This window comes from Cytobacillus spongiae, assembly GCF_021390075.1.
Window position 1 is genome coordinate 3,898,699 of record NZ_CP089997.1, and the last position, 24,093, is coordinate 3,922,791.

The 24,093-nt window shown below is 40.7% G+C and carries 26 protein-coding genes and 1 pseudogene; 8 read left to right on the forward strand and 19 right to left on the reverse strand.

The window, feature by feature from the left end; all coding sequences use genetic code 11:
- Positions 1-24 precede the first annotated feature (24 nt).
- On the forward strand, positions 25-2,106 hold the full coding sequence (locus LS684_RS19520) for a transglycosylase domain-containing protein (protein ID WP_233808636.1): 2,082 nt from the start codon (positions 25-27) through the stop codon (positions 2,104-2,106).
- Between the two features lie 209 nt (positions 2,107-2,315).
- Here LS684_RS19520 and LS684_RS19525 read toward each other — a convergent pair whose 3' ends face one another.
- Positions 2,316-2,822 carry a YwhD family protein gene (locus LS684_RS19525; protein WP_233808637.1) on the reverse strand — a complete coding sequence of 169 codons (507 nt, stop codon included), beginning with the start codon at positions 2,820-2,822 and terminating at the stop codon, positions 2,316-2,318.
- A 14-nt stretch (positions 2,823-2,836) separates the two neighbouring features.
- Complete coding sequence (locus LS684_RS19530; RefSeq protein WP_233808638.1) at positions 2,837-3,493, reverse strand: site-2 protease family protein; 657 nt, start codon at positions 3,491-3,493, stop codon at positions 2,837-2,839.
- A gap of 305 nt (positions 3,494-3,798) precedes the next feature.
- Here LS684_RS19530 and thmT point away from each other — a divergent pair.
- Positions 3,799-3,987: pseudogene (gene thmT, locus LS684_RS19535) on the forward strand (2-hydroxymuconate tautomerase); the annotation flags it as partial.
- A 392-nt stretch (positions 3,988-4,379) separates the two neighbouring features.
- Complete coding sequence (locus LS684_RS19540; RefSeq protein ID WP_233811713.1) at positions 4,380-4,916, forward strand: GNAT family N-acetyltransferase; 537 nt, start codon at positions 4,380-4,382, stop codon at positions 4,914-4,916.
- 61 nt (positions 4,917-4,977) lie between these two features.
- Here the strand turns inward: LS684_RS19540 and LS684_RS19545 are convergent, their stop codons facing one another.
- From LS684_RS19545 to LS684_RS19555, 3 genes are all read right to left on the reverse strand, one after another.
- Positions 4,978-5,487 (reverse strand): YwgA family protein, encoded by a 510-nt coding sequence (locus LS684_RS19545; protein WP_233808642.1) that lies wholly within the window; start codon positions 5,485-5,487, stop codon positions 4,978-4,980.
- Between the two features lie 42 nt (positions 5,488-5,529).
- Positions 5,530-6,828, reverse strand: coding sequence for an HD domain-containing protein (locus tag LS684_RS19550; protein ID WP_233811714.1), 1,299 nt, complete (start codon positions 6,826-6,828; stop codon positions 5,530-5,532).
- 165 nt (positions 6,829-6,993) lie between these two features.
- On the reverse strand, positions 6,994-7,218 hold the full coding sequence (locus LS684_RS19555) for a YuzB family protein (protein WP_233808644.1): 225 nt from the start codon (positions 7,216-7,218) through the stop codon (positions 6,994-6,996).
- Positions 7,219-7,480: 262 nt separating this feature from the next.
- On the opposite strand from LS684_RS19555, the gene LS684_RS19560 reads away from it, so the two are divergent.
- The gene (locus LS684_RS19560) at positions 7,481-8,215 is read left to right on the forward strand and encodes an RsfA family transcriptional regulator (protein WP_233808646.1); all 735 of its coding nucleotides are present in this window, start codon (positions 7,481-7,483) and stop codon (positions 8,213-8,215) included.
- 685 nt (positions 8,216-8,900) lie between these two features.
- Here LS684_RS19560 and lipL read toward each other — a convergent pair.
- Positions 8,901-9,740, reverse strand: a complete 840-nt coding sequence (gene lipL / locus LS684_RS19565; RefSeq protein ID WP_233808648.1) for an octanoyl-[GcvH]:protein N-octanoyltransferase — start codon at positions 9,738-9,740, stop codon at positions 8,901-8,903.
- 207 nt (positions 9,741-9,947) lie between these two features.
- On the reverse strand, positions 9,948-10,925 hold the full coding sequence (gene pta / locus LS684_RS19570; RefSeq protein ID WP_233808650.1) for a phosphate acetyltransferase: 978 nt from the start codon (positions 10,923-10,925) through the stop codon (positions 9,948-9,950).
- A 272-nt stretch (positions 10,926-11,197) separates the two neighbouring features.
- Between pta and hemQ the strand changes: the two genes are divergently transcribed.
- The 3 genes from hemQ to gerQ all read left to right on the forward strand — a co-directional run bounded on the left by hemQ (position 11,198) and on the right by gerQ (position 13,280).
- Positions 11,198-11,941 (forward strand): hydrogen peroxide-dependent heme synthase, encoded by a 744-nt coding sequence (gene hemQ, locus LS684_RS19575; protein ID WP_233808651.1) that lies wholly within the window; start codon positions 11,198-11,200, stop codon positions 11,939-11,941.
- Between the two features lie 409 nt (positions 11,942-12,350).
- On the forward strand, positions 12,351-12,773 hold the full coding sequence (locus LS684_RS19580; protein WP_233808652.1) for a cell wall hydrolase: 423 nt from the start codon (positions 12,351-12,353) through the stop codon (positions 12,771-12,773).
- A gap of 27 nt (positions 12,774-12,800) precedes the next feature.
- A complete protein-coding gene (gene gerQ, locus LS684_RS19585) occupies positions 12,801-13,280 on the forward strand; it encodes a spore coat protein GerQ (protein ID WP_233808653.1) in 480 nt (159 codons plus the stop codon).
- Between the two features lie 41 nt (positions 13,281-13,321).
- Here gerQ and LS684_RS19590 read toward each other — a convergent pair whose 3' ends face one another.
- From LS684_RS19590 to LS684_RS19615, 5 genes are all read right to left on the reverse strand, one after another.
- Complete coding sequence (locus tag LS684_RS19590) at positions 13,322-13,693, reverse strand: DUF423 domain-containing protein (protein WP_233808654.1); 372 nt, start codon at positions 13,691-13,693, stop codon at positions 13,322-13,324.
- A 43-nt stretch (positions 13,694-13,736) separates the two neighbouring features.
- Positions 13,737-14,012, reverse strand: coding sequence for a YwdI family protein (locus LS684_RS19595; protein WP_233808655.1), 276 nt, complete (start codon positions 14,010-14,012; stop codon positions 13,737-13,739).
- Between the two features lie 87 nt (positions 14,013-14,099).
- Positions 14,100-15,101, reverse strand: a complete 1,002-nt coding sequence (locus tag LS684_RS19600) for a potassium channel family protein (protein ID WP_233808656.1) — start codon at positions 15,099-15,101, stop codon at positions 14,100-14,102.
- A 344-nt stretch (positions 15,102-15,445) separates the two neighbouring features.
- Complete coding sequence (ung, locus tag LS684_RS19610; protein WP_233808658.1) at positions 15,446-16,126, reverse strand: uracil-DNA glycosylase; 681 nt, start codon at positions 16,124-16,126, stop codon at positions 15,446-15,448.
- Between the two features lie 11 nt (positions 16,127-16,137).
- The gene (locus LS684_RS19615; protein ID WP_233808659.1) at positions 16,138-16,890 is read right to left on the reverse strand and encodes a DUF4230 domain-containing protein; all 753 of its coding nucleotides are present in this window, start codon (positions 16,888-16,890) and stop codon (positions 16,138-16,140) included.
- A 192-nt stretch (positions 16,891-17,082) separates the two neighbouring features.
- On the opposite strand from LS684_RS19615, the gene LS684_RS19620 reads away from it, so the two are divergent.
- Positions 17,083-17,439: a YflT domain-containing protein gene (locus LS684_RS19620; RefSeq protein WP_233808661.1), complete on the forward strand. Its 357-nt coding sequence runs from the start codon at positions 17,083-17,085 to the stop codon at positions 17,437-17,439.
- A gap of 96 nt (positions 17,440-17,535) precedes the next feature.
- Here the strand turns inward: LS684_RS19620 and LS684_RS19625 are convergent, their stop codons facing one another.
- From LS684_RS19625 to LS684_RS19655, 7 genes are read right to left on the reverse strand one after another with little or no spacing between them, the layout of a single operon-like run.
- Positions 17,536-18,555 carry a thiazole biosynthesis adenylyltransferase ThiF gene (locus tag LS684_RS19625; protein WP_233808663.1) on the reverse strand — a complete coding sequence of 340 codons (1,020 nt, stop codon included), beginning with the start codon at positions 18,553-18,555 and terminating at the stop codon, positions 17,536-17,538.
- A gap of 20 nt (positions 18,556-18,575) precedes the next feature.
- On the reverse strand, positions 18,576-18,809 hold the full coding sequence (gene moaD / locus LS684_RS19630; protein ID WP_233808665.1) for a molybdopterin converting factor subunit 1: 234 nt from the start codon (positions 18,807-18,809) through the stop codon (positions 18,576-18,578).
- Positions 18,802-19,266 carry a molybdenum cofactor biosynthesis protein MoaE gene (locus LS684_RS19635; protein WP_233808666.1) on the reverse strand — a complete coding sequence of 155 codons (465 nt, stop codon included), beginning with the start codon at positions 19,264-19,266 and terminating at the stop codon, positions 18,802-18,804. Before LS684_RS19635 ends, moaD begins: the two co-directional genes overlap by 8 nt.
- A 33-nt stretch (positions 19,267-19,299) precedes the next feature.
- On the reverse strand, positions 19,300-21,222 hold the full coding sequence (locus LS684_RS19640; RefSeq protein WP_233811715.1) for a molybdopterin biosynthesis protein: 1,923 nt from the start codon (positions 21,220-21,222) through the stop codon (positions 19,300-19,302).
- A 14-nt stretch (positions 21,223-21,236) separates the two neighbouring features.
- Complete coding sequence (locus tag LS684_RS19645) at positions 21,237-22,466, reverse strand: molybdopterin molybdotransferase MoeA (protein WP_233808668.1); 1,230 nt, start codon at positions 22,464-22,466, stop codon at positions 21,237-21,239.
- 25 nt (positions 22,467-22,491) lie between these two features.
- Positions 22,492-23,082, reverse strand: coding sequence for a molybdenum cofactor guanylyltransferase (mobA, locus tag LS684_RS19650; protein WP_233808670.1), 591 nt, complete (start codon positions 23,080-23,082; stop codon positions 22,492-22,494).
- 16 nt (positions 23,083-23,098) lie between these two features.
- Positions 23,099-23,899 (reverse strand): formate dehydrogenase accessory protein FdhE, encoded by an 801-nt coding sequence (locus LS684_RS19655; protein ID WP_233808671.1) that lies wholly within the window; start codon positions 23,897-23,899, stop codon positions 23,099-23,101.
- Between the last annotated feature and the right edge of the window lie 194 nt (positions 23,900-24,093).

Genomic DNA, 24,093 nt, shown 5'->3' on the forward strand with positions numbered 1-24,093 from the left:
CTTTTCTTATTGGGAGGTTTTGATATGGAAATTATTACGAATCAACGTTTTCGAAAAACGGTTAAATATTTGCGTGCACTGTTGATACTTGGGATGATTGGGCTTGGAATTGGCTTATTCCTTTTTATCGGAGTCTTAATTTATGCCAAGCTTCAAGGCCCTCCTCCCCTTGCTGTACCGCAGTCTACCATTTATTATTCTGATGATGGGACGGTAATTGGGGAAAGCAATAACGGGCAGAAAAGGTATTGGGTACCGATTGATGAAATTGCTCCTTCTTTAGTCGAAGCAACCATTTCCATCGAAGATAAGAGCTTTTATGATCATCATGGCTTTGATTATAAACGGATTGCCGGCGCAGCAATTGCCGATATTAAGGCGATGGCAAAGGTCCAAGGGGCAAGTACTATTACCCAGCAGTATGCTCGAAATCTCTTTCTAGAGCATGATAAAACGTGGAAACGGAAACTCTATGAAGCCATTTATTCTATTCGGTTAGAAATGAATTATTCGAAACAAGAAATTCTAGAAGGCTATTTAAATACAATTTATTATGGAAACGGCATGTATGGCGTTCAGGCAGCAAGCCAATTCTACTTCGGTAAAGATGCAAAGGATCTGACTTTAGCTGAAGCTACGGTTCTCGCAGGAATTCCGAAAGGACCTGGCATCTATTCCCCGTTTGCATCTATGGAAAAATCAAAACAGCGGCAAAAAATCATCCTTGCCTCCATGGTTACAAATGGCTACATTTCCAAGATTGACGCAGATACTGCTTATGATGAGCCATTCATGCTTATAGGGAAAAATAAGGAGGACAAACCTCGTGTCGCGCCTTATTTTCAAGATGCAGTTCGTTCTGCCTTAAAAACACAGCTCCAATTGGATGATCGAATAATTGAGCTTGGGGGACTCAAAGTATATACAACCCTAAATTTAAAGCAACAGGCTGCTGCTGAAAAAAAGGTGGAACAATTCATCTCAAAGGATTCAGATATTCAAATTGGCCTGATTGCTATGGACCCTCAAACAGGAGAAGTAAAAGCATTGGTTGGTGGACGAAATTATGACGAAAGTCCCTTTAATCGGTCTATTCAAGCTGTTAGACAACCGGGATCTACCTTTAAGCCTTTTTTATATTACGCCGCATTGGAGCAAGGTTTTACCCCTGCGACAACGATGAGAAGTGAAGAGACTACCTTTCGATTTGATGACCAGCGTCCACCGTACACCCCACATAACTTTAACAATCAATATGCCGATGGGGATATTACAATGGCTCAGGCATTAGCCTTATCAGACAATGTCTATGCGGTAAAAACACATTTATTTATCGGAATGGACGCACTAAAGAAGACCGCAGAAAGAGTAGGCATTCAGTCAAAGCTCACAGAAGTCCCCTCTCTCGCTCTTGGTACATCAGGTGTAAGAGTAATTGAAATGGCCAATGCATATAGCATGTTTGCAAACGGTGGGAAGAAGGTTTCTCCTAATATGGTTACACGCGTTGAAAACCATAAAGGAGAAATTATTTACGAATTAAAGCCAGCAGCTGAACAAGTATTGCAGCCGGATTTGGCCTACATCTCCTCTCAAATGATGACTGGTATGTTTGACCGTAACTTAAATGGCTATGCCAGCGTTACAGGAAGTACAGTGATTAATGAGATGACACGAACATATGCCGGTAAATCCGGATCAACAGACTCTGATAGCTGGATGGTTGGATACACGCCACAACTTGTTACTGCGGTATGGACTGGATATGACAAGGGCAATCCTCTTACCAAAACCGTTGAAAAAGCTTATGCAAAAAATGTTTGGGTGCATTTTATGGAAGAAGCATTAAAGGACGAACCTGCGAAGAAGTTTAAAAAACCGAAGACAGTTATTGGAGTATATATCGATCCGACTAATGGAAAGCTAGCGACAAAAGATTGCCCTATAAAGGTAAAAATGTATTTTCGCGAAGGAACCGAACCGACCGATTACTGTGCCGACCATATCGAAGAAGAACAGATAGATGAACCACTAGAACAAGAACAGCAAAAAGAAAAACAAGAGAAGAAATCTTGGTACAAACGCATTTTCGACTGGGCTTCTTAAGGTAGCGGAAATGAAAAAACTCGGATGAGAAATCCGAGTTTTTTCGTGTCCTAGCCTTATAGCGTGTATATACGCTATAGCATAGTTTACTTTTTTTATGAAAGATGAGCAAGTACCTTTGAATCTAATTTCAAAAAAAGTTCACAATTCCGTCAAAAAATTAGGTATTTTTTAAGGTATTAACAGAAACTTGATCAAATTTAGTTCAATTAGACTATAAGAGCACCCATTATAGCGTCTGATCGCTCCCACATGTCTTCGTTATGATTCTTTAAAAACTCTGCTAGTACTTTCTTTGATTTCTCATCCATATGATCGACAATAATATGACGTTTGATCGATTTATCCAAATAATTCACATGTAAAGGAAGCGATTTATAGCCTCTGCGAATTTCACGATCTACTGTCATTTCACAAGCGGTCGCTCCTGCATAGTAAGGTCCCTCTTGTTTCCGATCAATCGTCACCCAAATAAGCCAATATGGTTTTCCGTTCGGAACATCTTCCTTGTTCTGAAGGAATTTGATTCCCTTTTCTACTGGACTGCGAGCATGCATGGCTCCCACTTCAATAGATACCTCTCCTGCATCTACATCAATAATGACTGGGGTTACATTTTCTAAGCTTAACGCACCCACGCCAAATCCTCCATGTCCATCTGTAGAATCATTCTTGATAATATTAAAACTTACATTTTTCTTTTTATTTTCTTCCATTGAGAACCCTCCTACTATAAAAATAGTTGCATAAAGAAATCATTAAGTCCATTCACTAACACTGGAAGTACCACATTAAAAATCGGTTGAATTGTATAGTTATCCAATGGTGTAATTACCAATATTAAAAAAATTAATGAGCCGTATACCTCAAACTGCGTCATCTTCACCCGTACATGAGAAGGAACCAAATCCTCAACAATTCGGTAACCATCTAACGGCGGAAATGGTAGCAAATTGAAAACAAACAACACTATGTTTAATTGAATAAAAATATCTAAGAATTCAGGAACAAAATTAGGAAGCCCAGCAGCCATTCCGAGCCCAACCATCCCGTACCAAATAAGAAACCCAAGTAGTGCTAATAGCAAATTACTGATAGGCCCACCAATTGATACAAGAATTCCTGCGAGTCTCGGATTTTTAAAGAAAAACCGATTAACAGGTACAGGTCTTGCCCAGCCAAATCCAGCGATAAAGATGAGAATCGTACCAAATGGATCTAAATGTTGCATGGGATTCAGTGTCAAACGTCCTTGATTTTTCGCTGTCTCATCCCCAAACTTATAAGCAATATATGCATGGGCAAACTCATGGATAGTAAAAGCGATCATAAGCGTGATCGCAACGTACGGTATTTCCCTTAAACTATAAGCTAAAAATTGATCCAATCCACATAACCCCTTTATAAAAAAATCAGTTAAAAAGTAGAAAATCCTTATACTAAACTATATCAATACGTGCAACTGATTATCCCTTTAAAGTATACATGAATCCGCCCTTAAAGTGAAAAAAACCGAAGAGGGTAGAATGTTTAATTGGGTATGTTGTTTCTATCCCATTCTAGCATTTTAAAAATCAGTGATTGTTCAAATTGAATTCACTTGTAAAAAAAACATAAATATGAAAAACTACAAGCAGAGATACGCAATCTTGCGATGTCCTATAGGATTTTCCCCCATGAGAAAGGAAGGATTATATGCCATACGTAACAGTAAAGATGCTCGAAGGACGCACTGAAGAGCAAAAGAAGGCACTAGTTGAAAAAGTAACAGATGCAGTCAGTGAAACGACTGGTGCACCTAAAGAAAAAATTGCTGTATTCATTGAAGAAATGTCGAAAAACCACTACGGAGTAGCCGGTAAACGTCTAAGCGACGAGTAGACATTCTATCCACGACCGTACTAGCAAAAGCCAATTAGCTCCCTACTTAGATGAAGCACTTTGATCGATCTAAGTAGGGAGTTTTTGGCGTCTCTCATTTTCAAAGCCTCACTAGGGGGTGGCTCTTAATTCATGGGAGTTTTTGGAAAAATAAAACCGTAAATACATAGCTTATGCCACTCCCGGAAAGCAAGCCCAGGAACGGAGATCATGCATTTCAGCTAACTACTCTAGCAATAAGACTTTTATCGACCTCCTTTAGCATCCCAATCATTTGTTGGTATGATTTATTATTTCACACATGAGAGAATAAAGGGTTTCTGACTTTTATACGGAAATATATGTGATATACGTGATATACAAAAGTACGATTAGTAGATGGAGGATCATTTATTCTATTTCAAAATGGACCGTTAACCGTTCGATTATTAGAACATAAGGATCAGCATCTGTTAGCTAAGTGGCTCTCAGACCCTATTGTTCTTGAATTTTATGAAGGAAGAGATAACTCGTTTGATCTAGAGAAGGTAAACCAGGTTTTTTATACAGGTGAAGAGGATGAAGTTAAATGCATCATCGAATTTGATGATGTTGAAATTGGCTATATCCAATATTACTTGCTGGATGATGACGCCAAGCAAAACTATGGGTATCAGCATCAAAAAGCCTATGGTATGGATCAGTTCATTGGCGAAGTGTCTTATTGGAATAAAGGCATCGGAACGAAGCTAGTTGCGTCGATGGTACACCACTTATTCGATCAAGAACTAGCTGATGTAGTGGTAATGGATCCGCAAATTAGAAATGCACGAGCACTTTCATGCTATGAAAAGTGTGGATTTCAGAAAGTGAAGATCCTTCCAAACCATGAACTGCATGAAGGAGAGTACCAGGACTGTTGGCTAATTGAGTATCGAAAAAAGTGCTGAGCATTCAAAAAGCGCAAGCTCCCTTTTCATAGGCACTTGCGCTTAACTAGATCTCATTTCGCTATAGACGGTTTGCCTTCTCTTTTAAGGCATGAATATAACGATAGGCTTCTTCTACTTCTTCTACTGTATACTTTTGTTTACTTTTTAACGTGAAAATCTTCTCTTGCACTTCGTCCTTTGGAAGATTTTCAAAATAAAGAACCGTCGAAACTAGCTCAAGAAATCGTGCGTTCTGACTATTCATATCTAGCAAACAATCTTTTATACACGGCATTTCCACTTGGTTGACACGAAGAAATTCTTCCCCCGAGACTGTGAGCGTATATCGAAATTGAAAATATCCACCCTTTTTCTCTTTTACCTCATCCAAAAACCCCATATTGCAAAGCTCTTCCACACGTAGCGTTAGTTCTTCTGAATAGGGACCATAAAAGTGAAATTGAAATCGTTCTTGGAAGGGAAATTTAATTTTTTTTGCTATATAGATCATCTTCTGAAGTTTTTTTCGCCCGATGATTTCCCCAGAAGCCGCGATTGCATGAATAATATTCGCGTGGTCAGTTAACAAACCTCTTCATCTCCTACTCCGATTAAGCAACGTCCAACTAAACTAAGTCTCAAGAATGGTACGAATTTGCTTTTTAATATTTCGTTTAAACGTATCGTCTGCAATTAGATCTGCTGGAAAATAAAGCTTGTGATCTGTTCTGCGCTTACCTGATATGGCGTCTACTATCTCTGATTCTCTGGATAGCTCCCTTACCTCACCCGTTTTTAGCAATAAATGAATAGGTAATCTCTCTTCTTCTTCTCCTGGTCGATAGAAGTCATATGGGAGGTCTGAAGAAGAATCTACGACTAAATAATACTCTGGGTCTAATCCCGCTTTTCGAAAAAGATTAGACAATTCTGCTAGCTTCTTATATTCCTTGGCAGGTTCAAACTCAACATATTTGAACAAATTACGGTTCATAAACCGGCGGCACAGATCACTTAGGATCGGGTCATCCTCTTCTTGCCACATTTGAAAGTAATAAAGAATAATCGCTTCATCTAACTTTAAGTAATCTTCGAGTGTAAGTTCGTCTTCAAATAGGGAATAAAAGTGTATAGGATGAATCTTAAATGCATAGAACTGCTCATGTAAGTGCTTTGCGCGATGGAGGATTTTTGTCAAGATTACCTCAGCACTTCTTGTAACAGGGTGGAAATACACCTGCCAATACATTTGATAACGGCTCATAATGTAATCTTCAACAGCATGCATTCCGCTTTTCTTGATAACTACCTGGTCTTCCTTCGGCCTCATCACCCTGAGGATTCTCTCCATATCAAAGTGACCATAACTTACTCCAGTAAAATAAGCGTCTCGCTGTAAATAATCCATTCGGTCAGCATCAATTTGACTCGAAATCAAGCTAACGATCAGTTTATTCTCGTAGGTTTTGGCTATCACTTCAGCCACCTTTTTTGGGAAGCTTTCGTCTACTTTTGATAAAATCTGGTGAACTTCCGTGTCGCCTACTATTATGGCTTGGGTAAAATGTTCGTGGTCGAGGTCGAATACTTTTTCAAAGGAGTGAGAAAATGGCCCGTGGCCAAGGTCATGAAGCAATGCTGCACATAGGGAAAGAAGCCGCTCTTCTTGGTGCCATTCTGGTCTTCCATCAAACACATCATCTACAATTCTTCGGACAATTTCATATACCCCGAGGGAATGATTGAAACGGCTATGCTCAGCACCATGAAACGTTAAATACGTTGTCCCAAGCTGTTTAATTCTCCGTAGCCGTTGAAACTCTTTTGTGCCAATTAGATCCCAAATTACTCGATCCCTAACGTGAACATATCGATGAACAGGGTCTTTAAACACTTTCTCCTCACTCAACTTCTCTGTCGAATATGCCATCATTTACCCTCTTCCTTTTTATCATAACTCCATTATAACTTGATTCTTTTTCCAAATCATCTCAGTTTTCCAATTTGAATCGATAGTTTGATATATTCTTTTTCCTCAACTGAAATCCTTTTTAGAATTAAAAAATCACCTTCAGACAGAAGTCAAAGGCGATTTTTATTTTTTTAGCTTTTTATTGATTTTCTCTTTTAATTCGTCTTCTGATAGTGCAGCAACTGGACGGTTATTGACAAATGCAAACGTCTTTTTACGCCCTGGTCCACAATAGGATTGACAGCCAATTTCAACCTTGGCATCCGGGTCAATCTCTTTTAGTAGCGGAATTATTGTCTTTAAGTTCACAGCCTGACAATCGTCGCAAACACGGAATTCGTTTGCCATCTATTACAACCCTTTCTAAACGTAAGATGTTTCATGTATATGATTAAAATAAGCTTAACATCGTTGAGATATGTCGCCTCGCCTTTATATGGTACAGTTTCTTGTTCGTTATTGCAAGTTGCAATCTTTAACAATGCTACGGACATCTTTTTAAAAAATCTAGTAGCCTTTCTATTATTATGGTATAAAACCAAAAAATGTTGGACATGCTGAGACTAGAACTTTAAAAATTGGTAAATTTCAAATGGGAGTTGAGAGGTAGATGAAGGTTCGTCAAGATGCATGGACGGAAGAAAATGATTTATTACTAGCAGAGACGGTTTTGCGGCATGTTAGAGAAGGTAGTACACAGTTAAACGCTTTTGAAGAGGTAGGAGACAAGCTTAACCGAACATCAGCAGCTTGTGGATTCCGCTGGAACGCTGAGGTTCGCCATCGCTATGAAAAAGCATTGCAGTTAGCTAAAAAACAGCGAAAGCAACGCCAAAGAATGCTAGGAAAAGAGCAAGGCGGAAAGAAGAAGTTATTATATAACCCACCTGTCCCAAGCTATGCAGAACTAGAGCAAATTCAAGCTACTGAAATGAGCACAGAGGAAGCTCCTCTACAAGAAATGACTGTTGAATTCTCTCAGGAGTTTATTCCGGCAGCTGAAAGCAAAGACACGAGCATGAATAGCACTTCACAAGGAATTAATCTAGATCTAGTAATTTCATACTTACAAAGTTTAAGTGGGAATAGCTTTCAATCGGATATTCTGAAAAATGAGAATGAAAGATTGAAGCGGGAAAATGCTCACTTAAAGAGTCACAATGAGGAATTAACGAAGAAAATCAATTTGCTTGAACAAAATACAACTATGATTCAAGAAGACTATGAGACACTAATGAAAATCATGAACCGTGCACGAAAGCTAGCTCTTTTTGAAGAGGAAGAACGCCCTGCCACCAAATTCAAAATGGACCGCAATGGAAATCTAGAAAAAGTAGCCGAGTAGATAGTAGAAGCAGCAAACACTAAGACTTTGCTGCACCCAAAAATGGAGACGGAGTTATTGGCAATACATCTCGATTTTAATGAGGAGTCGCAACCGCTTTGGTATATGCGGCTTTTTGTTGTTTGTGCCGAGGATTGCCCAGTTATGACTCATCCATGAGTGGCTGATTGGAAAAGCTCATTGGTACTTCGGACCCGGGATTGCTCTTTTTCTCTCTTTCCTGTCCGAAGTGTACCCTCCTTCGGACTCTAGACGCTCTTTTTCTCTCTTTCCTGTCCGAAGTGTACCCTTCTTCGGACTCGAATCAATCTTTTTCTCCCTTTCCTGTCCGAAGTGGACCCTTCTTCGGACTCGAGATGCTCTTTTTCTCTCTTTCCTGTCCGAAGTGGACCCTTCTTCGGACTCGAATCAATCTTTTTCTCCCTTTCCTGTCCGAACCACACCCTACTTCGGACTCGAAACGCTCTTTTTCTTCCTTTCCTGTCCGAAGTGGACCCTTCTTCGGACTCGAATCAATCATTTTCTCCCTTTCCTGTCCGAACCACACCCTACTTCGGACTCGAATCAATCTTTTTCTCTCTTTCCTGTCCGAAGTGGACCTCTCTTCGGATTCAAATCACTCTCCGGACTCGAATTCCTGTCCGAACTACACCTAACTTACCATCACTCACCTAACATCCCCTTCTTACTTAACTAAAAACCGTTCATTTCGCTCGATGACGCGATCGTAGTAGCTTTGAAAAAGAGGCAATTCCTCTTCGGTTAGTTGGCCAGAGTACAAATGCTGACATTTTTCTTTTAGTACCTGGAGGAAGCGGAGCATCACATCTTGAATGGTTAGGTCCGTTTCTAATAACTCAGAAAGAGAAGCCATTACGTCTGGGTTAATGTCCGGATACTGAAATTTCGTTTCCTCTACACCCTTAGCCCTTGAATAAAATTCCTTGATTACTTCTGCTCGCTCACTTCCACTCCCTGTCACAGATAGATAGATTTGAACAGCAACTCCTTTTCGCAGGCGACGCTGGGAAATACCGGCGAACTTTTTCCCGTTAATGCTAAGATCGTAGCTACCTGGACAATAGGAGCCGACAATTTCCTTCGCTTCTATATTCTTATTATAATCAGCAAACATTTCTTTAATTAATAGCCACATGGCATCATAGCCGCGGTTAATATCAATCCCCTTCTCTATTTCTGGAAAAATTAGAGATAGATTGAGAACACCTTCATCCAATACAACGGCAAGGCCGCCAGAATTTCGAACAAGATATTGATAGCCTTGCTCATTCAGATAGGCTAATCCTTCTTCAAGCAAGGGAAGCTTTGAATCCTGTATTCCTAACACAATGGTACGATGGTGAACCCATGAGCGAGCTGTTGCTGGCGATTGCCCAGCACCGACTGATGAACATAATGTATCATCCGTACCAAAGGACTGAAGAGCATGAAAATGTAACCCAACAGCTGATTGATCGATTACCCTCCAGCTTTCTTGTTGTAACAAATCGAGTGCGCTATTCATTTCCTTTTCTCCTTTATTCAATATCGATTCATTATAGCATACGACGTTCGCACTGCTAAAAATCCTCAAGCTAATAAAAGTGTCTACTTACTCTATAACAACAAGTTGCACTTCATAAGATAAGTTAGAAGCTTTTCAAGCCTCCATCCCCCATAAAAAAGCACAGCAAAAAAGCCAGCCATCTTCTGACTGACTTCCTACCCATTTTTATTGGTTAAGCGCTTGAGCTGCTGTAATAAGGGACAGCTTATAGACATCTTCCTCATTACACCCACGTGATAGGTCATTAACCGGACGGTTTAACCCTTGAAGAATCGGTCCGACTGCCTCGAAATTTCCTAGGCGTTGTGCAATTTTATAACCGATATTGCCTGCTTCTAGGCTTGGGAAAATAAAGACGTTCGCATCTCCTTGGATTGGAGAATCTGGCGCCTTCTTTTGAGCAACTGACGGAACAAATGCAGCATCGAATTGAAACTCTCCATCTACGACTAAAAGCGGATCGCGGCGTTTCGCTTCCTCCACTGCACCAGAAACTTTATCTGTTTCAGGTGACTTAGCTGAGCCTTTTGTTGAGAAGCTTAGCATGGCAACGCGTGGGTCGATATCAAACATTTTGGCCGTTTTCGCACTTTCAATCGCAATTTCAGCAAGGTCCTGGCTGTCAGGTGAAATGTTAATCGCACAGTCGGCGAACACATACTTCTCCTCTTCACGCACCATAATAAAAACCCCAGAAGTTTTGCGTACGCCTTCTTTTGTTTTAATAATTTGTAGTGCTGGACGAACAGTATCAGCTGTTGAATGAGCCGCTCCACTCACAAGTCCATCTGCTTTATTCGCATATACAAGCATCGTCCCGAAGTAATTTTCATCGAGAAGGATTTTCCGTGCGTCTTCCTCCGACACTTTTCCTTTTCTTCTTTCCACAAAAGCTTTGACAAGCTCGTCCATCATCGCGAAGCTTGCTGGATCATAGATTTCAACAGACTCTAAAGAAATATCTAAATCCTTTGCTTTTGCTTCTATTTCTTGAATGTTCCCTACTAAAATAGGTGTTAAAATCTTTTCCTCTGCTAATCTTCCAGCAGCTCTTAAAATTCTTTCATCTAATCCCTCAGGAAGAACAATCTTTAAGTTATTACCGCTCACCTTTTGCTTTAAGCTTGTAAATAGTTCGCTCATTCGAAATCCTCCTTTTCCTATACTCCCTTAGCATACTCCTCCAACTAAAGAATTCAAGCTGTTAAGCGCTTGCATAGAAATGTTTTTCTATTCAAAATTTTTACTCCTTTTATTTGCCTTTCATAATATGTGCATTTTCTATCAAAATATCCGATTATTCGTCTTTTTAAACGGAAATCGTTGTCAAATTTTCGGTTTTAAAGGAAGCAGATGGTGGGGAAACTATGATATAGTATTGGTGTGATTCTAAGACTGATTTAGGAGTGATCGAAATGAGTGAAGCGGCAAAAACGCTTGATGGTTGGTATTGTTTACATGATTTCCGTACGGTTGATTGGACAACATGGAAAATGCTTTCTAGCGACGAGCGACAAGCAGCAGTTCATGAATTTTTAGGGCTTGTTGAAAAATGGAATAAAACGCAAGCTGAGAAAAAGGGCAGCCATGCATTATATACAATTGTTGGACAAAAAGCAGATTTCATGATGATGATTGTTCGACCGACAATGGAAGAGTTAAATGAAATTGAAAACGAATTCAACAAAACTAAGCTGGCTGAGTTTACAATTCCTGCCCATTCATATGTATCAGTAGTGGAGCTTAGCAACTATTTACCTTCTGGAGAAGATCCATATCAAAATCCAGAAATTCTTGCAAGACTGTACCCAATTCTTCCGAAATCTAAGCATGTTTGCTTCTATCCAATGGATAAGCGTCGTCAAGGAAATGACAACTGGTATATGCTTCCGATGGAAGACCGCCGCAGCTTAATGCGCAGCCACGGGATGATCGGCCGTCAATATGCAGGAAAAGTAAAGCAAATCATCACTGGTTCTGTTGGCTTTGACGATTACGAGTGGGGAGTAACACTATTCTCAGATGATGTACTTCAATTTAAAAAGCTTGTATACGAAATGCGCTTTGATGAAGTAAGCGCACGCTACGGCGAATTTGGTTCCTTCTTTGTAGGAAATCTTCTATTAGAAGACCAGATCGAAAAGTTTCTACACGTATAACAGAGGATACATAAGGCTCTCAGCATAAGCTGAGAGCTTTTTTCATGCTTAGAAAGTACATAATTTATCGATTGTTGAAAGTTCTTCTACAATCCAGCTCCAGCACATAGCCCCTCTAGGGCATAAGCCAAATTAATATTGAAGGCAAAGAACCCCCTCTATTCTATACAGTCTTACTTACCAAAGCTAGACCAAGGCAAATGCGCTTTTGTTCTGCTTTTTTTAGACATGTTACATGCCTTTGTTGCTTGTAATTCTCATCCCTCCCCTCTACAATTTAACCCCAGTTTGTCATAAAGTGATTACCGGTAACATATTCATTTGATAGTGAGCCTTGTTTATAGCTTAATATGCCGAAAATCATTTCACCAGCTAGAAAAATCAACAGCAGCAAAGAGAGGTGAAAAGAATGGCGGTAATAAAATACAACGAAGAAGAAGTGAAGCTCCTAGCTCGTTTGATGCGTGCGGAGGCAGAGGGAGACGGGCAGCTCGGCATGCTGATGGTTGGAAATGTTGGTGTCAATCGGGTGCTTGGGAATTGTCTTGATTTCAAGGATATTCGTTCATTGCAACGGATGGTCTACCAACGACCAGGTGGGTTCGAAGCGACCATTAAAGGCTACTTTTACCAAGCAGCGCGAGAGAAGGATATTGAGCTAGCAAGAAGAGTCATTAAAGGTCTTCGCTATCACCCAGCGAGCAATGCACTTTGGTTTTTTAGACCTGATGGATCCTGCCCTGCTCAATGGTTTAACCAGTGGAACACAGGAAGATACAAAGCTCATTGCTTCTTTAAACCAACACAAGCAGACTGTCCGTCTGTGTATTAGAAAAAAGATCTTTAGGAGGGAAATTTCATGAGTAATTCTAGACAATACGGGGATTTCAAAGCACAACAAGCTTATTATGGGTCAACAGGGCAAGTACCTACATACGGGTACGGCTCACAGCCTGTTTACCCCCAGCAGCCAGTCTTTCCTCAGCAGCCAGCTGGAAGTATGATTCAAGGTGGTTTAAACGCCCCATCTCTTGGTCCACAAGTTCCTGGGATGCTTCCACTTGAAGAATCCTATATCGAAAATATCCTACGCTTAAATAAAGGAAAGCTCGCTACTGTCTACGCCACATTTGAAAACAATCGCGAGTGGAATGCAAAGATCTTTAAGGGAATCATTGAGGCGGCTGGTCGAGATCATATTATCTTAAGTGATCCACAAACAGGAATGCGTTACTTAATTCTCATGATCTATGTGGATTATGTGACGTTTGATGAAGAGATTGAATACGAATATGGTTTTGGTTCTACACCTGGAATGGCATCGTATTCACCTAGATAAACCAAAAAGGAGCTCTGAGACCTCGGAGCTCCTTTTTAAGACTATAAATACTTCACAGCTGCAATGATTAATAATACCCAGGCTACAAGGAACGAAACACCACCTAATGGGGTAATTGCTCCGAGAACGCTAATTTTTGTGACACTCAAAACGTAAAGACTTCCAGAAAAAAGAATGATTCCGACAAACATTAACCAACCGGAGGTAGATAGCAGAGTGCTGGCTGGAACCTTTCCTAATAGGACTCCTATGATTAATAGTCCTGTTGCGTGAAACATTTGATACGTAACTCCAGTTTTCCATGTTTCCAAATATTTCGGTTCTACTCTTCCTTCTAAACCGTGTGCTCCAAAAGCACCTAAAGCTACCGCAAGAAATGCATGAATTGCCCCGATTATTATAAATAGTTTCATTTTTTTCACCTCTTATAGTTTTTCCTAAATCAACATATTTTGTTTAAAAATCAAATAATGAATCTCCATTCGATCCATCATCTGTCGTTAGCTTTTTCCCTTGCTGGATGCTAATCGGCTGTGGTTCTGGAGCACTCACAACTGGGGATGGGCTAGTTGGACGATACCTTTCTTGGGAAGAACTGTCTTCAAGTATGAGCTCGCATAGTGCCTTAATTGCATGTACCCGTTCACGTACTGTTCGCTCGCTCGAGCTCATTTTAGCCTGCTTTAGCTCATCTTCCATTTTTTGAAACAACTTATGTACTGAAATATTCAACTTCTTCACCTTCTTACCTATTATCTTAACAATATTAACAGCTTGTTTACTAGTCTTCTGATTGGGTTAAGGTTCCTTTGTATTATATTAGACTTGAGGACGAGTCGCTACTTCAAACCATTCGAGTTGCTCACTTGAACCAAACACAATGATCATATCATGCAACTGAAACGTTTCATCAGGAGAAGGGTTACTAATCAACGTTTCGTCTCGCAAAATGGCTACAATAGTCACTCCATAGCTTGTCCGAATTTGGTTTTCCACAATCGTTTTTCCAATTAGCTTGGACCCTTCCACGATTTTCATTTCTTCCACTCCAAATTCTTGCTTTCCCGTATGGAGCATCATATCGACATATTCCACGCTTACAGGCTTGAGGATCGACATCACCATCTGATTACCACCAATTGATGAAGGGTTAATGACTTTATTTGCTCCTGCACGGCGAAGCTTCTCCTCTGACTGAGGGCGCTCGGCTCTTGCGACAATGCGAATATCTTGGTTTAGCCCTCTTGCGGTTAAGGAGATGAATACATTATCTGCATCCTCTGGCAAAGTCGCTACAAGCCCAGAGGCTCTATCAATGCCAGCTTCAATTAAAAACTGGTCTTCTGTAGCATCTCCAATTAGATAATATAAGTGATGAAGTCCTGATGCTTTAATAGCAGATTCATCTTTTTCAATAATGACGACAGGTGTTTTTTTATGTAATAGTTCATTTACAACCTGTTCACCGACACGACCCATGCCACACACAATGATGTGATTCTGCAATTCACTTATTTTCTTATTCATCCTTCTTCTCCCCACCGTTTTTGAAAATTCCCCTTCAATCATCATTGAGGTAAATGCCCCGATGGCATAAGTAACAATTCCGACACCGATTGGAATAATCACCATTGCGAATGTTTTTCCATTGTCCGTTCTTGGAATAACATCGCCGTATCCAACTGTTAACACGGTAATCAAGGTTAGCCATAATGAATCGAATAATGATAAATTCTCAAAAATAATAAAACCAATCGTTCCCACAATAATAGTCAACAGCATACAAACGAGAGCTGTTATTAAATGACGATAGATCCGCAAATGATTCACTCCTATTAACCTTAATCGAATAAAAGCAGATGAAGGCAGCACAATACCCTCGTCTTCCATCATTCCGAAGACAAAATCATGGGCGTTTTACTTTTTTTCAAATCGGAGACAGCTCTGACCTGAAGCCTTTAATACCTCGTTCGATGGAAGCTGCCTCGTTTTAAATTGGAATGCCTTGCACCCCTTAGGAAATTTGGGGTCCCATGTTACATAGAAATATTTACACTTAAAGCAATCAACTTTTCTGTTTGTCACTCGTAAGATCATCCTTTAACTTATCACTTGTCATTTCTTGTTGAAAACAGGGATATTTTGCATGTTCCACATGAAACATGTCAGTTGTTGTCGATTGTCCATTCAATCTCCTTCATCCCTTGGATACGGAGCTGTTCATTCACACGGGAAAATGGCTTGCTTCCAAAAAAACCTCGATATGCTGCTAATGGACTCGGATGCGGTGCTGTTAGAATGGTATGTTTGCTAGAATCAATTCGTTCCCCCTTTTGCTGTGCGGGATTTCCCCATAGTAAAAAGATTACGGGAGCTTTTCGATCACTTAGCTTTCGAATGATTTGATCCGTGAACAACTCCCAGCCAACATGCTTATGAGAGTTCGCTGAGCCTTTTCGAACGGTTAACACCGTATTTAACAAAAGCACACCTTGTCTCGCCCACTTCGTTAAGTCCCCGTGCGCTGGCGGAGTACATCCCAAATCATCTTGGAGCTCCTTATACATATTTCTTAAGGAGGGAGGGATGGCTTCCCCCTTTTGAACAGAAAAACTCAACCCATGTGCTTGGTTTTCCCCATGATATGGATCTTGTCCTAATAGAACGACCTTTACATCTTCAAATGGCGTATAATTTAATGCGTTAAATACATCTGTAGGCTTCGGAAATACGGTCTGACTCTCGTATTCCTCTTGTAAAAAAGCTAGAAGCTTCAAAAAATATGGTTTCTGAAGCTCGTCACTCAATCTCACCTTCCAGTCATTCTCCAATGGAAAATGAAGCATGTATGCCACTCCTATTCTTGAAATTCTACAGTCACCTGATAGCCTAGTTGTCGATAGAATTCTTTTAACGTTTTTTCTGCATTTTTCTCCGCTATCTCCAATATTCCTTGGTTCAGCGCTTCTTGACGAATTTGCTCCTTTGCTTCTGCAGCTAATTCATAGGCTTCTTCCCAATTCACTTCCTCACGAAAAATACCCTCTACTGAAAAAGTTTGAACGCCATCAAAATCTAACGAAGGCTCTTGAATCAATTCAGCTCGTGGTATGACAATGGATAGGGTTTTTTTCTCTTCATCTGTCGTTACATTTCCATTTTCAACCTGCCTAAGGTCCACTCCTGCTATAACCGTTCCAGGTACGACTAGCAATAGCTTTCGTTTCGTTCCTGGTAGATTGGAATTGATTGGTTTCCCAAATAACTGGTTGTCTTCTTTTTCAATGACAACTTTTACATATGCTTGTGATGTTGCAAGTGAGGAAAGCTCCTTCATTTGCTCAATAAAGCTCCCTTTTTCTGTATGAACGCGTTCTCCTGCAATGAATGTAAAATATCCTACGGTCAACAGAATTCCCACGATGAATACTGACATCAATACAAGCATGAGCTTCCACTTCACTTTATTTAGAAAAAATGTTGGAAGATGGAGGCTTCGTGATTTTGCTTCAATTGTAGCCGTAGTAGCTGTTTCTTTACGAGCTTCCTTTAGCTCCTTCATTATGGCTTCCAATTGATCAAGCACTTCTTTATCTTGTTTTTGACTCATTGACCTCACACCTCATTTCGATATCTACTTCTATTATAAAGAGAAAGACCCTACTTTTGTTGAAATATGTCAATTTCCAGTAGAATGTTTATTTTTTTGTAGAACGGTTATTTAATAGAACAAGAGCAAGCTAAAGCTAAAGCTCGCTTGGTTAACAAAGAAGTTCACAAATCAAACTGAGGAGGAATTTCAATGTATAAGGTATTAGTAGCTGAAAATGGAGTAGAAGCAACTCAATCAATTGAAGCACTACAGAGTGATGGGTATGATAAGGAGCATGTGTATATTTTTGCACATGATAAAAACCGCTCTGAGAATCTCACCTCTGCTACAAGTACAGGTGATGTCGGAATCAAAGAGCAAGGATTCTTTGAATCGATTGGGAATCTCTTTCGAACAAGAGGAGACGAGCTTCGTTCGAAAATGCGTTCAGTGGGAATGAGCCAGGTGGAAGCCGAGCGCTACGAAGAGGTCTTGGATACCGGCAAGCTTGTGATTGTGGGTTCTAACCAAGCGGAGTCCATTCAAAATGATTTCAAGATGAATTAAATATGTAAAGCGTAAGTACCTCTTATAAGACTTATGTTTTCTGAGTAATAGATAAACCCCGTATCTACTAAGAATACGGGGTTTTAACATATTTATTTACCCTAACAAACGCTGATACATACTTTTCGCTTGAGTGAGGTCCTTTGTACCATGAATAAGTGCTCGCCCATCTTTAAAAATGACCATCCGCTGCCCCTCTATCTCTACAGATAGTAGATGGGGATTGCCTTTAACAAAATAGCCGAGGGATGTGAGCTGTGCTGCGAGTAGCTGAAGCTGTATATCCCCTTGTTTTGGGGGACGAATTTGAACGGTATCTCTCCCGCAAAGAATTGTCGTCTTCGTCAAATTCTCATGCTCAAGGTATGGATACGTAGGTTCTTTTCCACATGAAAGGCAGTTTTCATCTTTTGCCTTAGATAGCTTCATTGTTGTATATTGATTTCGCCATATATCAAAGCTAACAAACGCTGTTTGAATGGTCTCCCAATCCTCCACAAGAATTTTGAAAGCTTCTGCTGTTTGGTGGGCGATGACCATTTGAACAGCTGGAGCGATAATTCCACCTGTATCACAGGTCATCCCTTGTATCGGCATTCTTTTAAGCAAACAATTTAAGCATGGTGTTTTTCCCGGAATAATCGTAAAGCTCATCCCATAGCTACCGACGCATGCACCGTATATCCATGGAACCTTATACTTTTGGGACAAATCGTTGATAAGCATTCGCGTTTCAAAATTATCTGTTGCATCAATAATTAAGTCCACTTCGCCTATAAATTCTTCCAGGATTTCTACATTTGCATCTGCTACAAGTGAAACGATTTCTACTTCTCCATTGATTGCTTTCAACCGCTGTTCTGCTGCAACTGCTTTTGGAAGATTTTCAGCAACATCTTCTTCTGTATACAGCTGCTGCCTCTGAAGATTGCTTTCCTCTACATAATCCCTGTCGACAATCGTTAGCTTTCCGACCCCAGCTCGTGTAAGTATTTCCCCGTTTCCTGAGCCTAATGCTCCTGCTCCAATTAAGAGAACATGCTTTGAACGCAATTTTTCTTGGCCATGATCTCCTATTGGTGGAAATAGAACCTGGCGAGAATATCGAGTCATCATTTCCACCTCCGTTCTTGTTATTAGCCTCCACTTACTGGCGGGATAAACGCAATCACATCTCCATCTTGAATCAATTCTTCGTCTGAAGCGAATTCTTCGTTAATGGCTGTCATAACCACATCTAAACTTTGGATATTGTACTGACTTTTCAGTTTTTGCTTCAATTCAGCCACCATTAACCCTTTTGCTTCCATCATGACTGATTCTTCGCCAATTGCATCCTTTAAATGAGCAAAAAAGAGGACTTTATTCATTTAGATCCTTCCCTTCTGGTTTTCCCGTTGGATATGAGACTGTTTCTAGCTGATTTCCAATCCACTCTTCCCCATCTTCCCAATGCTCCTTCTTCCAGATAGGAACGATTTCCTTGATTCTTTCAATTGCATAACGATTCGCCTCATAAGCATCTGCTCTGTGGGGAGTGGACACAGCAATGACAACGGCTACATCTGTGATATCTAGACGTCCTACGCGATGAGTAATCGCAACCTCAGCTCCACTCCAGCGTTCTTGAATTTCTGTTCCGATTTGCTCTAGCTTTTTAACAGCCATTGCTTCGTAAGCTTCATAGATTAAGAATAATGTTTTCTTTCCATGTGTAAGCTCACGTACCGTTCCAATAAATGTGGTAATAGCCCCTGCTTCACGCTGGACAACTTTATCAATAACCGACTGGATTTGAATGGGTTCTTTCGAGATTTCAAATTTCATATGGACTCACCTCATCATCTTTCTATGAATCGACTAGGATAGAAATACTGGATTCGGATCTTCGACAATTGCGTACCCTCCAATTTTTTCTACCGCTTCTTTAAAAGTATCTGATTGAATAACATCTATCATTCTTTTTGCTTGAGCACTTTCGAAAAATTCCCTCGTCATCAGCAAATCATAGCTTTCTTCTGCAACTGGAATAAATTCAAGATCCATAGCCTTAGATGCTGGATAAATCCCTAAACCAACGGCCTTTGAATCTCCTTTCACTTCAGCAGCTACACTTAAATGAGAGAACATCTCCCGTTCATAACCGGTAATATCTTCTGAAGTCATTCCTTCTTCTTTCAAAAATAAATCGAATAATATCCTTGTTCCCGCTCCCTTTTGCCTGTTTACAAAATGGGCTTGCTTCTCCATAATATCTCGAATCCCATGTATCTGTAGTGGATTTCCCTTTGGTACAAACCAACCTTGCTTACGTTTTAGAAAAGGATAAAGCACTACGGCATGCCCTGCTAAGAAGCGCTCAACATATGGTTGGTTATACCTCATTGTTTCTGGATCTAGAAGATGGATTCCTGCTACATGTGCCTCCCCTTTTCGAATCGCCATTAATCCAGCCATGCTTCCTACATGGGATGAGATGATTTTTGAACGATTGGTTTGCTGCTTTAACTCTGTGGAGAGCAAATCAATGGTTAGGTCATGACTTCCGTTGAATACAATTGCCTGTTGAATCTCCTCAATCGGCTTTAGAAGCTCAATTTCGACTATTTCACCTTGCTCAAACCCAAGCTGATTTGGTTCAATAATCAACAGCCCGTCTGCTCTTACAAGAGACATAGTCACTCCTGCCGCACGAGTTAAAGGGTTTGCGATATATTGTCCGTCCACATATCCAATGTTCATCCGGACATAGTCCTCTGCTCCCATAGTAGAGACAATTCTTCTTCCAAGCCTTGCTTTAATAGTACTTCGTTTCGGCTCAGGCAGCTGTAAATGCTCATAAACTAACGGTTTAACGAACCACTCAAGAGCTAAATAAGCTGACACTGGATAACCAGGTACTCCCACGACAATCTTTCCATGTATTTTCCCTATTATGACAGGCTTTCCAGGCCTTGTAGCGACACCATGGGTGAAAACCTCCCCAAGTTCTTCAATGATATGAACCGTGTAATCCTTCGAACCTGCTGAGGACCCTGCATTGATGACAACCACATCAGCCTCTTCCACCGCTTGTAAAAGAGCATCACGAATCGCTTCAGGACGATCTTTTACAATCGGACGAATGGTTGGCACTCCTCCCCACTCTGTTACATAGCTTGCGATTACGCTTCCATTAAATTCAATCAAATTCCCTGGTGTCAAGCTCGCATGAGCAGATACTAGCTCGTTTCCAGTAGGAATGATGTGAACCTTTGGCTTTTGATAGACGGGAATAGACACGTTTTGTGCTGCTAACAGGGCACCGATATCAACCGGACGTATTTGATGTCCCTGGGAAAATAACATTTCCTCTTGAACAATGTCTTCTCCAATAGGACGAATATGCTGCCACGGTGCAGCAGGCTCGATGATTTCTACTGTCATATCATCTAATTCTTCCACATTTTCAATCATTACAACGGCATTATATGGAGAAGGAATGGGGTTTCCGGTATCTACATAAATAAAATCTTCATTTCGTTTTAGCTGAATAGGGTTTTGTTCATGGGCTGTAAATGTGTTCTCTGCGACAACTGCAATCCCATCCATTGCTGAAGCATGGTAGTGGGGCATCGAAGTCTTTGCAAATATAGGCTCGGCTGTTACTCGGCCTAATGCCTCCACACAGTTAATCGACTCCACTTGTCTTAGAGGAGCAAAATGTGAGAGCATTTCTAGCCTTGCTTCTTGCCTCGGCTTGTCTTGTAGGTATATTTTGCGCTTATACTTGTTATCCACGATTTTTCCACACCTTATTATTGGAATAAACGAACAGGTACCTTTTCTCCCTTTTGAACACCTTCGCTTTGGGAAGAAATTTCAATCATCCCATCGCTTTTAACGAGAGTAGAGATGAGTCCTGACTTGCCAAAAATCGGCTCAGCAAACCATTGCTTTTCTTGTTCAAATAGACGCACTCGAACATAATCCGTTCTGCCTGGAGCGGAAGGAATGTTCTTTGTAACGATTGCATAGGAAAGTTGCTTCTCGGTAGACGCTAACCCTGAAAGCCTGTGCAATATCGCTTTTCCGAACAGATGAAAGATAATCATTGCTGATGCCGGATGACCTGGCAAGCCGATAATTGGTTTGCGATTAGCAGCTGATAGAATGGTAGGTTTGCCTGGTTTAACGGAAATTCCATGAACGAAGACTCCTGGGCTTCCTAATGACTGAATGACATCAACCGAATAGTCCTTTGTCCCAACTGAACTTCCTCCCGATAAAATTAAGCAATCCGTTGTTTCTAGCATCTCTCTTGCTCTTTCCTCTAGTTCTTCACGATCATCCTTTACAATTCCACCGTAAAGAAAATCATATCCCCATTCGGTAACGAGCGCTCCAATGGTCATTCCATTTAAATCACGAATTTCTCCAGATGCTAGCTCCTTTGTTTCCATTGGAACAATTTCATCCCCTGAGGATAAATAACCAATAACAGGCTTGCGAAATACCGGTACTTCTAAAATCCCTTGTGAGGCAAGTGCCCCAAGTTCCTGAGCCCTAAGCCTCGTTCCTTTCTTCAAAAGCACCTGGCCTTGCTTCAAATCTTCGCCTACTGAAATAACGTTTTCTCCTGGGGCCGTCTGCCGATAAATATTTAACAGGCCACCTAAATCTTCGCTATTTTCAATCATTATGACCGCATCGCTTCCATCGGGTAGCATCCCTCCTGTTGGCACGTACATCCCTTCTCCTGTACCTAAAGAGTTTTTAGGCTGCTCTCCCATCGACACTTCGCCAGCTAATGTCAAAAAACCTGGCATACTCTCCGAAGCCCCAAACGTATCTTTCGCTTTTACAGCATAGCCATCAACCGTTGACCTTCGAAAATTAGGAAGGTTTTCTTTCACTTCTACATCTTCAGCTAAAACGAAATGAAGCACTTCAAAAAGAGGCTTCGTCACCTTTTCAGTTAGCGGCTCGATTTGCTCATCAATTAGACGAAACGTTTCTTCTACCGATTTAACTTGGAAAAATTTCATTTATGATCTCTGCCTTTTTAGTTTGCTAGTCCTGCATCCTTAATGCTTGTTGATACTCCTCTGGATGATTCATATTATAAAAATAGGTATCATTCCACTGAATCCCGTTCTGTTGCAAATCTTTCTCCCTAATAATCTTAACATGCAGGGAGTCTAGTAAATACCTAATACGCAGCTGTTTGTGCTGCAATGCTTGCAAAACTTTCCCTACAACATTCTTACTATATGCTGCGAACAAGGGGTGTAGCTGACCACCAATCTCCGGTACCACCGCTTCGTAGTCTGTTAGCTGTGTTAACAGAAACCTGCCTAAATCAGCTGATACGAAAGGCATATCGCAAGCAACTACTAGATTTCTATCTGTCGTAGAGTTCTTCAAGCCGGTATGAATGCCAGTTAGTGGCCCTAAGCCCTTCCACTCGTCTTCTGCCATAGGAAGTTCTAGAAATTCATAATCCTCAAACGTGTTGGTCACGAGGAGTAAGTGATCTGTTGCCTTAGACGTTTCTGCTACTATTCTCTCAATCACCTTGGAGCCTCTCACTTCCAGTAGCGCCTTATTGGTCCCCATCCGACTCGATTTTCCGCCTGCTAAGATTATGCCGGTTGCTTGCACCTAGTATTCCCCCAATCTAATGTCTATCGGTCCCCTCTAGCGTACCAAATCCATGTTCTTGTGCAATATAATCTAAATGTATGCTCCTTAAGTCTAGTAAGGCAGGAGCAGCTTTCCCGATTAATTTACGTGTATCAATCACTTTCGTGTAGCCCTTACATTCAAGACACACATGAATTTCTGCTCGCTCATCGCCTTCAATTTTTAGAATTTCTACCTTCTCATGCTCATCTGTTCCACAATGAGCACAGCAGATTTTCTTCTCTTGCCATGAATGAGAGCAGCGGGGGCAAGTCAGCTGTTTTTTTCCTTTTTTACTTATAATAGCTAAACGAGCAGGTTCGCCGCAGCAAGGACAGCCGATATGAGCATCCATACGAATTAGAATGTCTCCTAGCTCATGAGATGCTTTTTGTAAAAATGGCCTAACTGCGTGCTCTGCTAAAAAAAATGGAAGCCAAGGTTCTACGTTATTTTCTTCTGCAAACTGTTGAAAATAATAGTTATTTACAGCAATTGCTTCCTCAAACCATCTTATTAGTAGTTCATCTGTTAGAAGGGATTGAACCTTCTCAAGACTGTCTTTGATCGAATTATTGGTTCCTGCTAACATCCTTAACAGATCCTGTAAAAAGGACTGATAGTGTTCCTCTTTCAAATTCCATACAACTTGAGGAGCTAGTGGCGCATCTAAACTCATTCCTTCTGTTTGTACAACGCACTCATAGCCGATTTGTTCATACCATTGTTCATGTAAAGTTTGGATTTGCTCATGGAGCTGTTCGTATGCTGTATCAAGTACATTTATTTGACTCATGTTTACACCTCTCTATAATCGGATTCACTCTTCGCTATGAAGAGGAAAGGCTACCCAAACGGTGGGTAGCTCTTTCAGTTTTATCGAATGGATAGTTACACAGACCTGATCATCTATACTATTGAAACGAGTTCACTTCAAGCGACTAAGAGGGTTAATCGAAACAATCCCTTAGGAATGGATACTTTAACCCT

Excerpts from the sequence above, each read along its gene's own strand:
- LS684_RS19560 (WP_233808646.1), top strand. The coding sequence starts at position 7,481 with ATGAAGGTTCGTCAAGATGCATGGACGGAAGAAAATGATTTATTACTA.
- LS684_RS19635 (WP_233808666.1), bottom strand. The coding sequence starts at position 19,266 with ATGAAATTTGAAATCTCGAAAGAACCCATTCAAATCCAGTCGGTTATT.
- LS684_RS19615 (WP_233808659.1), bottom strand. The coding sequence starts at position 16,890 with ATGAGTCAAAAACAAGATAAAGAAGTGCTTGATCAATTGGAAGCCATA.
- hemQ (WP_233808651.1), top strand. The coding sequence starts at position 11,198 with ATGAGTGAAGCGGCAAAAACGCTTGATGGTTGGTATTGTTTACATGAT.
- LS684_RS19590 (WP_233808654.1), bottom strand. The coding sequence starts at position 13,693 with ATGAAACTATTTATAATAATCGGGGCAATTCATGCATTTCTTGCGGTA.
- LS684_RS19555 (WP_233808644.1), bottom strand. The coding sequence starts at position 7,218 with ATGGCAAACGAATTCCGTGTTTGCGACGATTGTCAGGCTGTGAACTTA.
- LS684_RS19580 (WP_233808652.1), top strand. The coding sequence starts at position 12,351 with ATGGCGGTAATAAAATACAACGAAGAAGAAGTGAAGCTCCTAGCTCGT.
- pta (WP_233808650.1), bottom strand. The coding sequence starts at position 10,925 with ATGAGCGAACTATTTACAAGCTTAAAGCAAAAGGTGAGCGGTAATAAC.
- LS684_RS19655 (WP_233808671.1), bottom strand. The coding sequence starts at position 23,899 with ATGAGTCAAATAAATGTACTTGATACAGCATACGAACAGCTCCATGAG.
- moaD (WP_233808665.1), bottom strand. The coding sequence starts at position 18,809 with ATGAATAAAGTCCTCTTTTTTGCTCATTTAAAGGATGCAATTGGCGAA.
- LS684_RS19520 (WP_233808636.1), top strand. The coding sequence starts at position 25 with ATGGAAATTATTACGAATCAACGTTTTCGAAAAACGGTTAAATATTTG.
- gerQ (WP_233808653.1), top strand. The coding sequence starts at position 12,801 with ATGAGTAATTCTAGACAATACGGGGATTTCAAAGCACAACAAGCTTAT.
- LS684_RS19645 (WP_233808668.1), bottom strand. The coding sequence starts at position 22,466 with ATGAAATTTTTCCAAGTTAAATCGGTAGAAGAAACGTTTCGTCTAATT.
- LS684_RS19525 (WP_233808637.1), bottom strand. The coding sequence starts at position 2,822 with ATGGAAGAAAATAAAAAGAAAAATGTAAGTTTTAATATTATCAAGAAT.
- LS684_RS19625 (WP_233808663.1), bottom strand. The coding sequence starts at position 18,555 with ATGATGACTCGATATTCTCGCCAGGTTCTATTTCCACCAATAGGAGAT.
- lipL (WP_233808648.1), bottom strand. The coding sequence starts at position 9,740 with ATGAATAGCGCACTCGATTTGTTACAACAAGAAAGCTGGAGGGTAATC.
- LS684_RS19550 (WP_233811714.1), bottom strand. The coding sequence starts at position 6,828 with ATGGCATATTCGACAGAGAAGTTGAGTGAGGAGAAAGTGTTTAAAGAC.
- LS684_RS19620 (WP_233808661.1), top strand. The coding sequence starts at position 17,083 with ATGTATAAGGTATTAGTAGCTGAAAATGGAGTAGAAGCAACTCAATCA.
- ung (WP_233808658.1), bottom strand. The coding sequence starts at position 16,126 with ATGCTTCATTTTCCATTGGAGAATGACTGGAAGGTGAGATTGAGTGAC.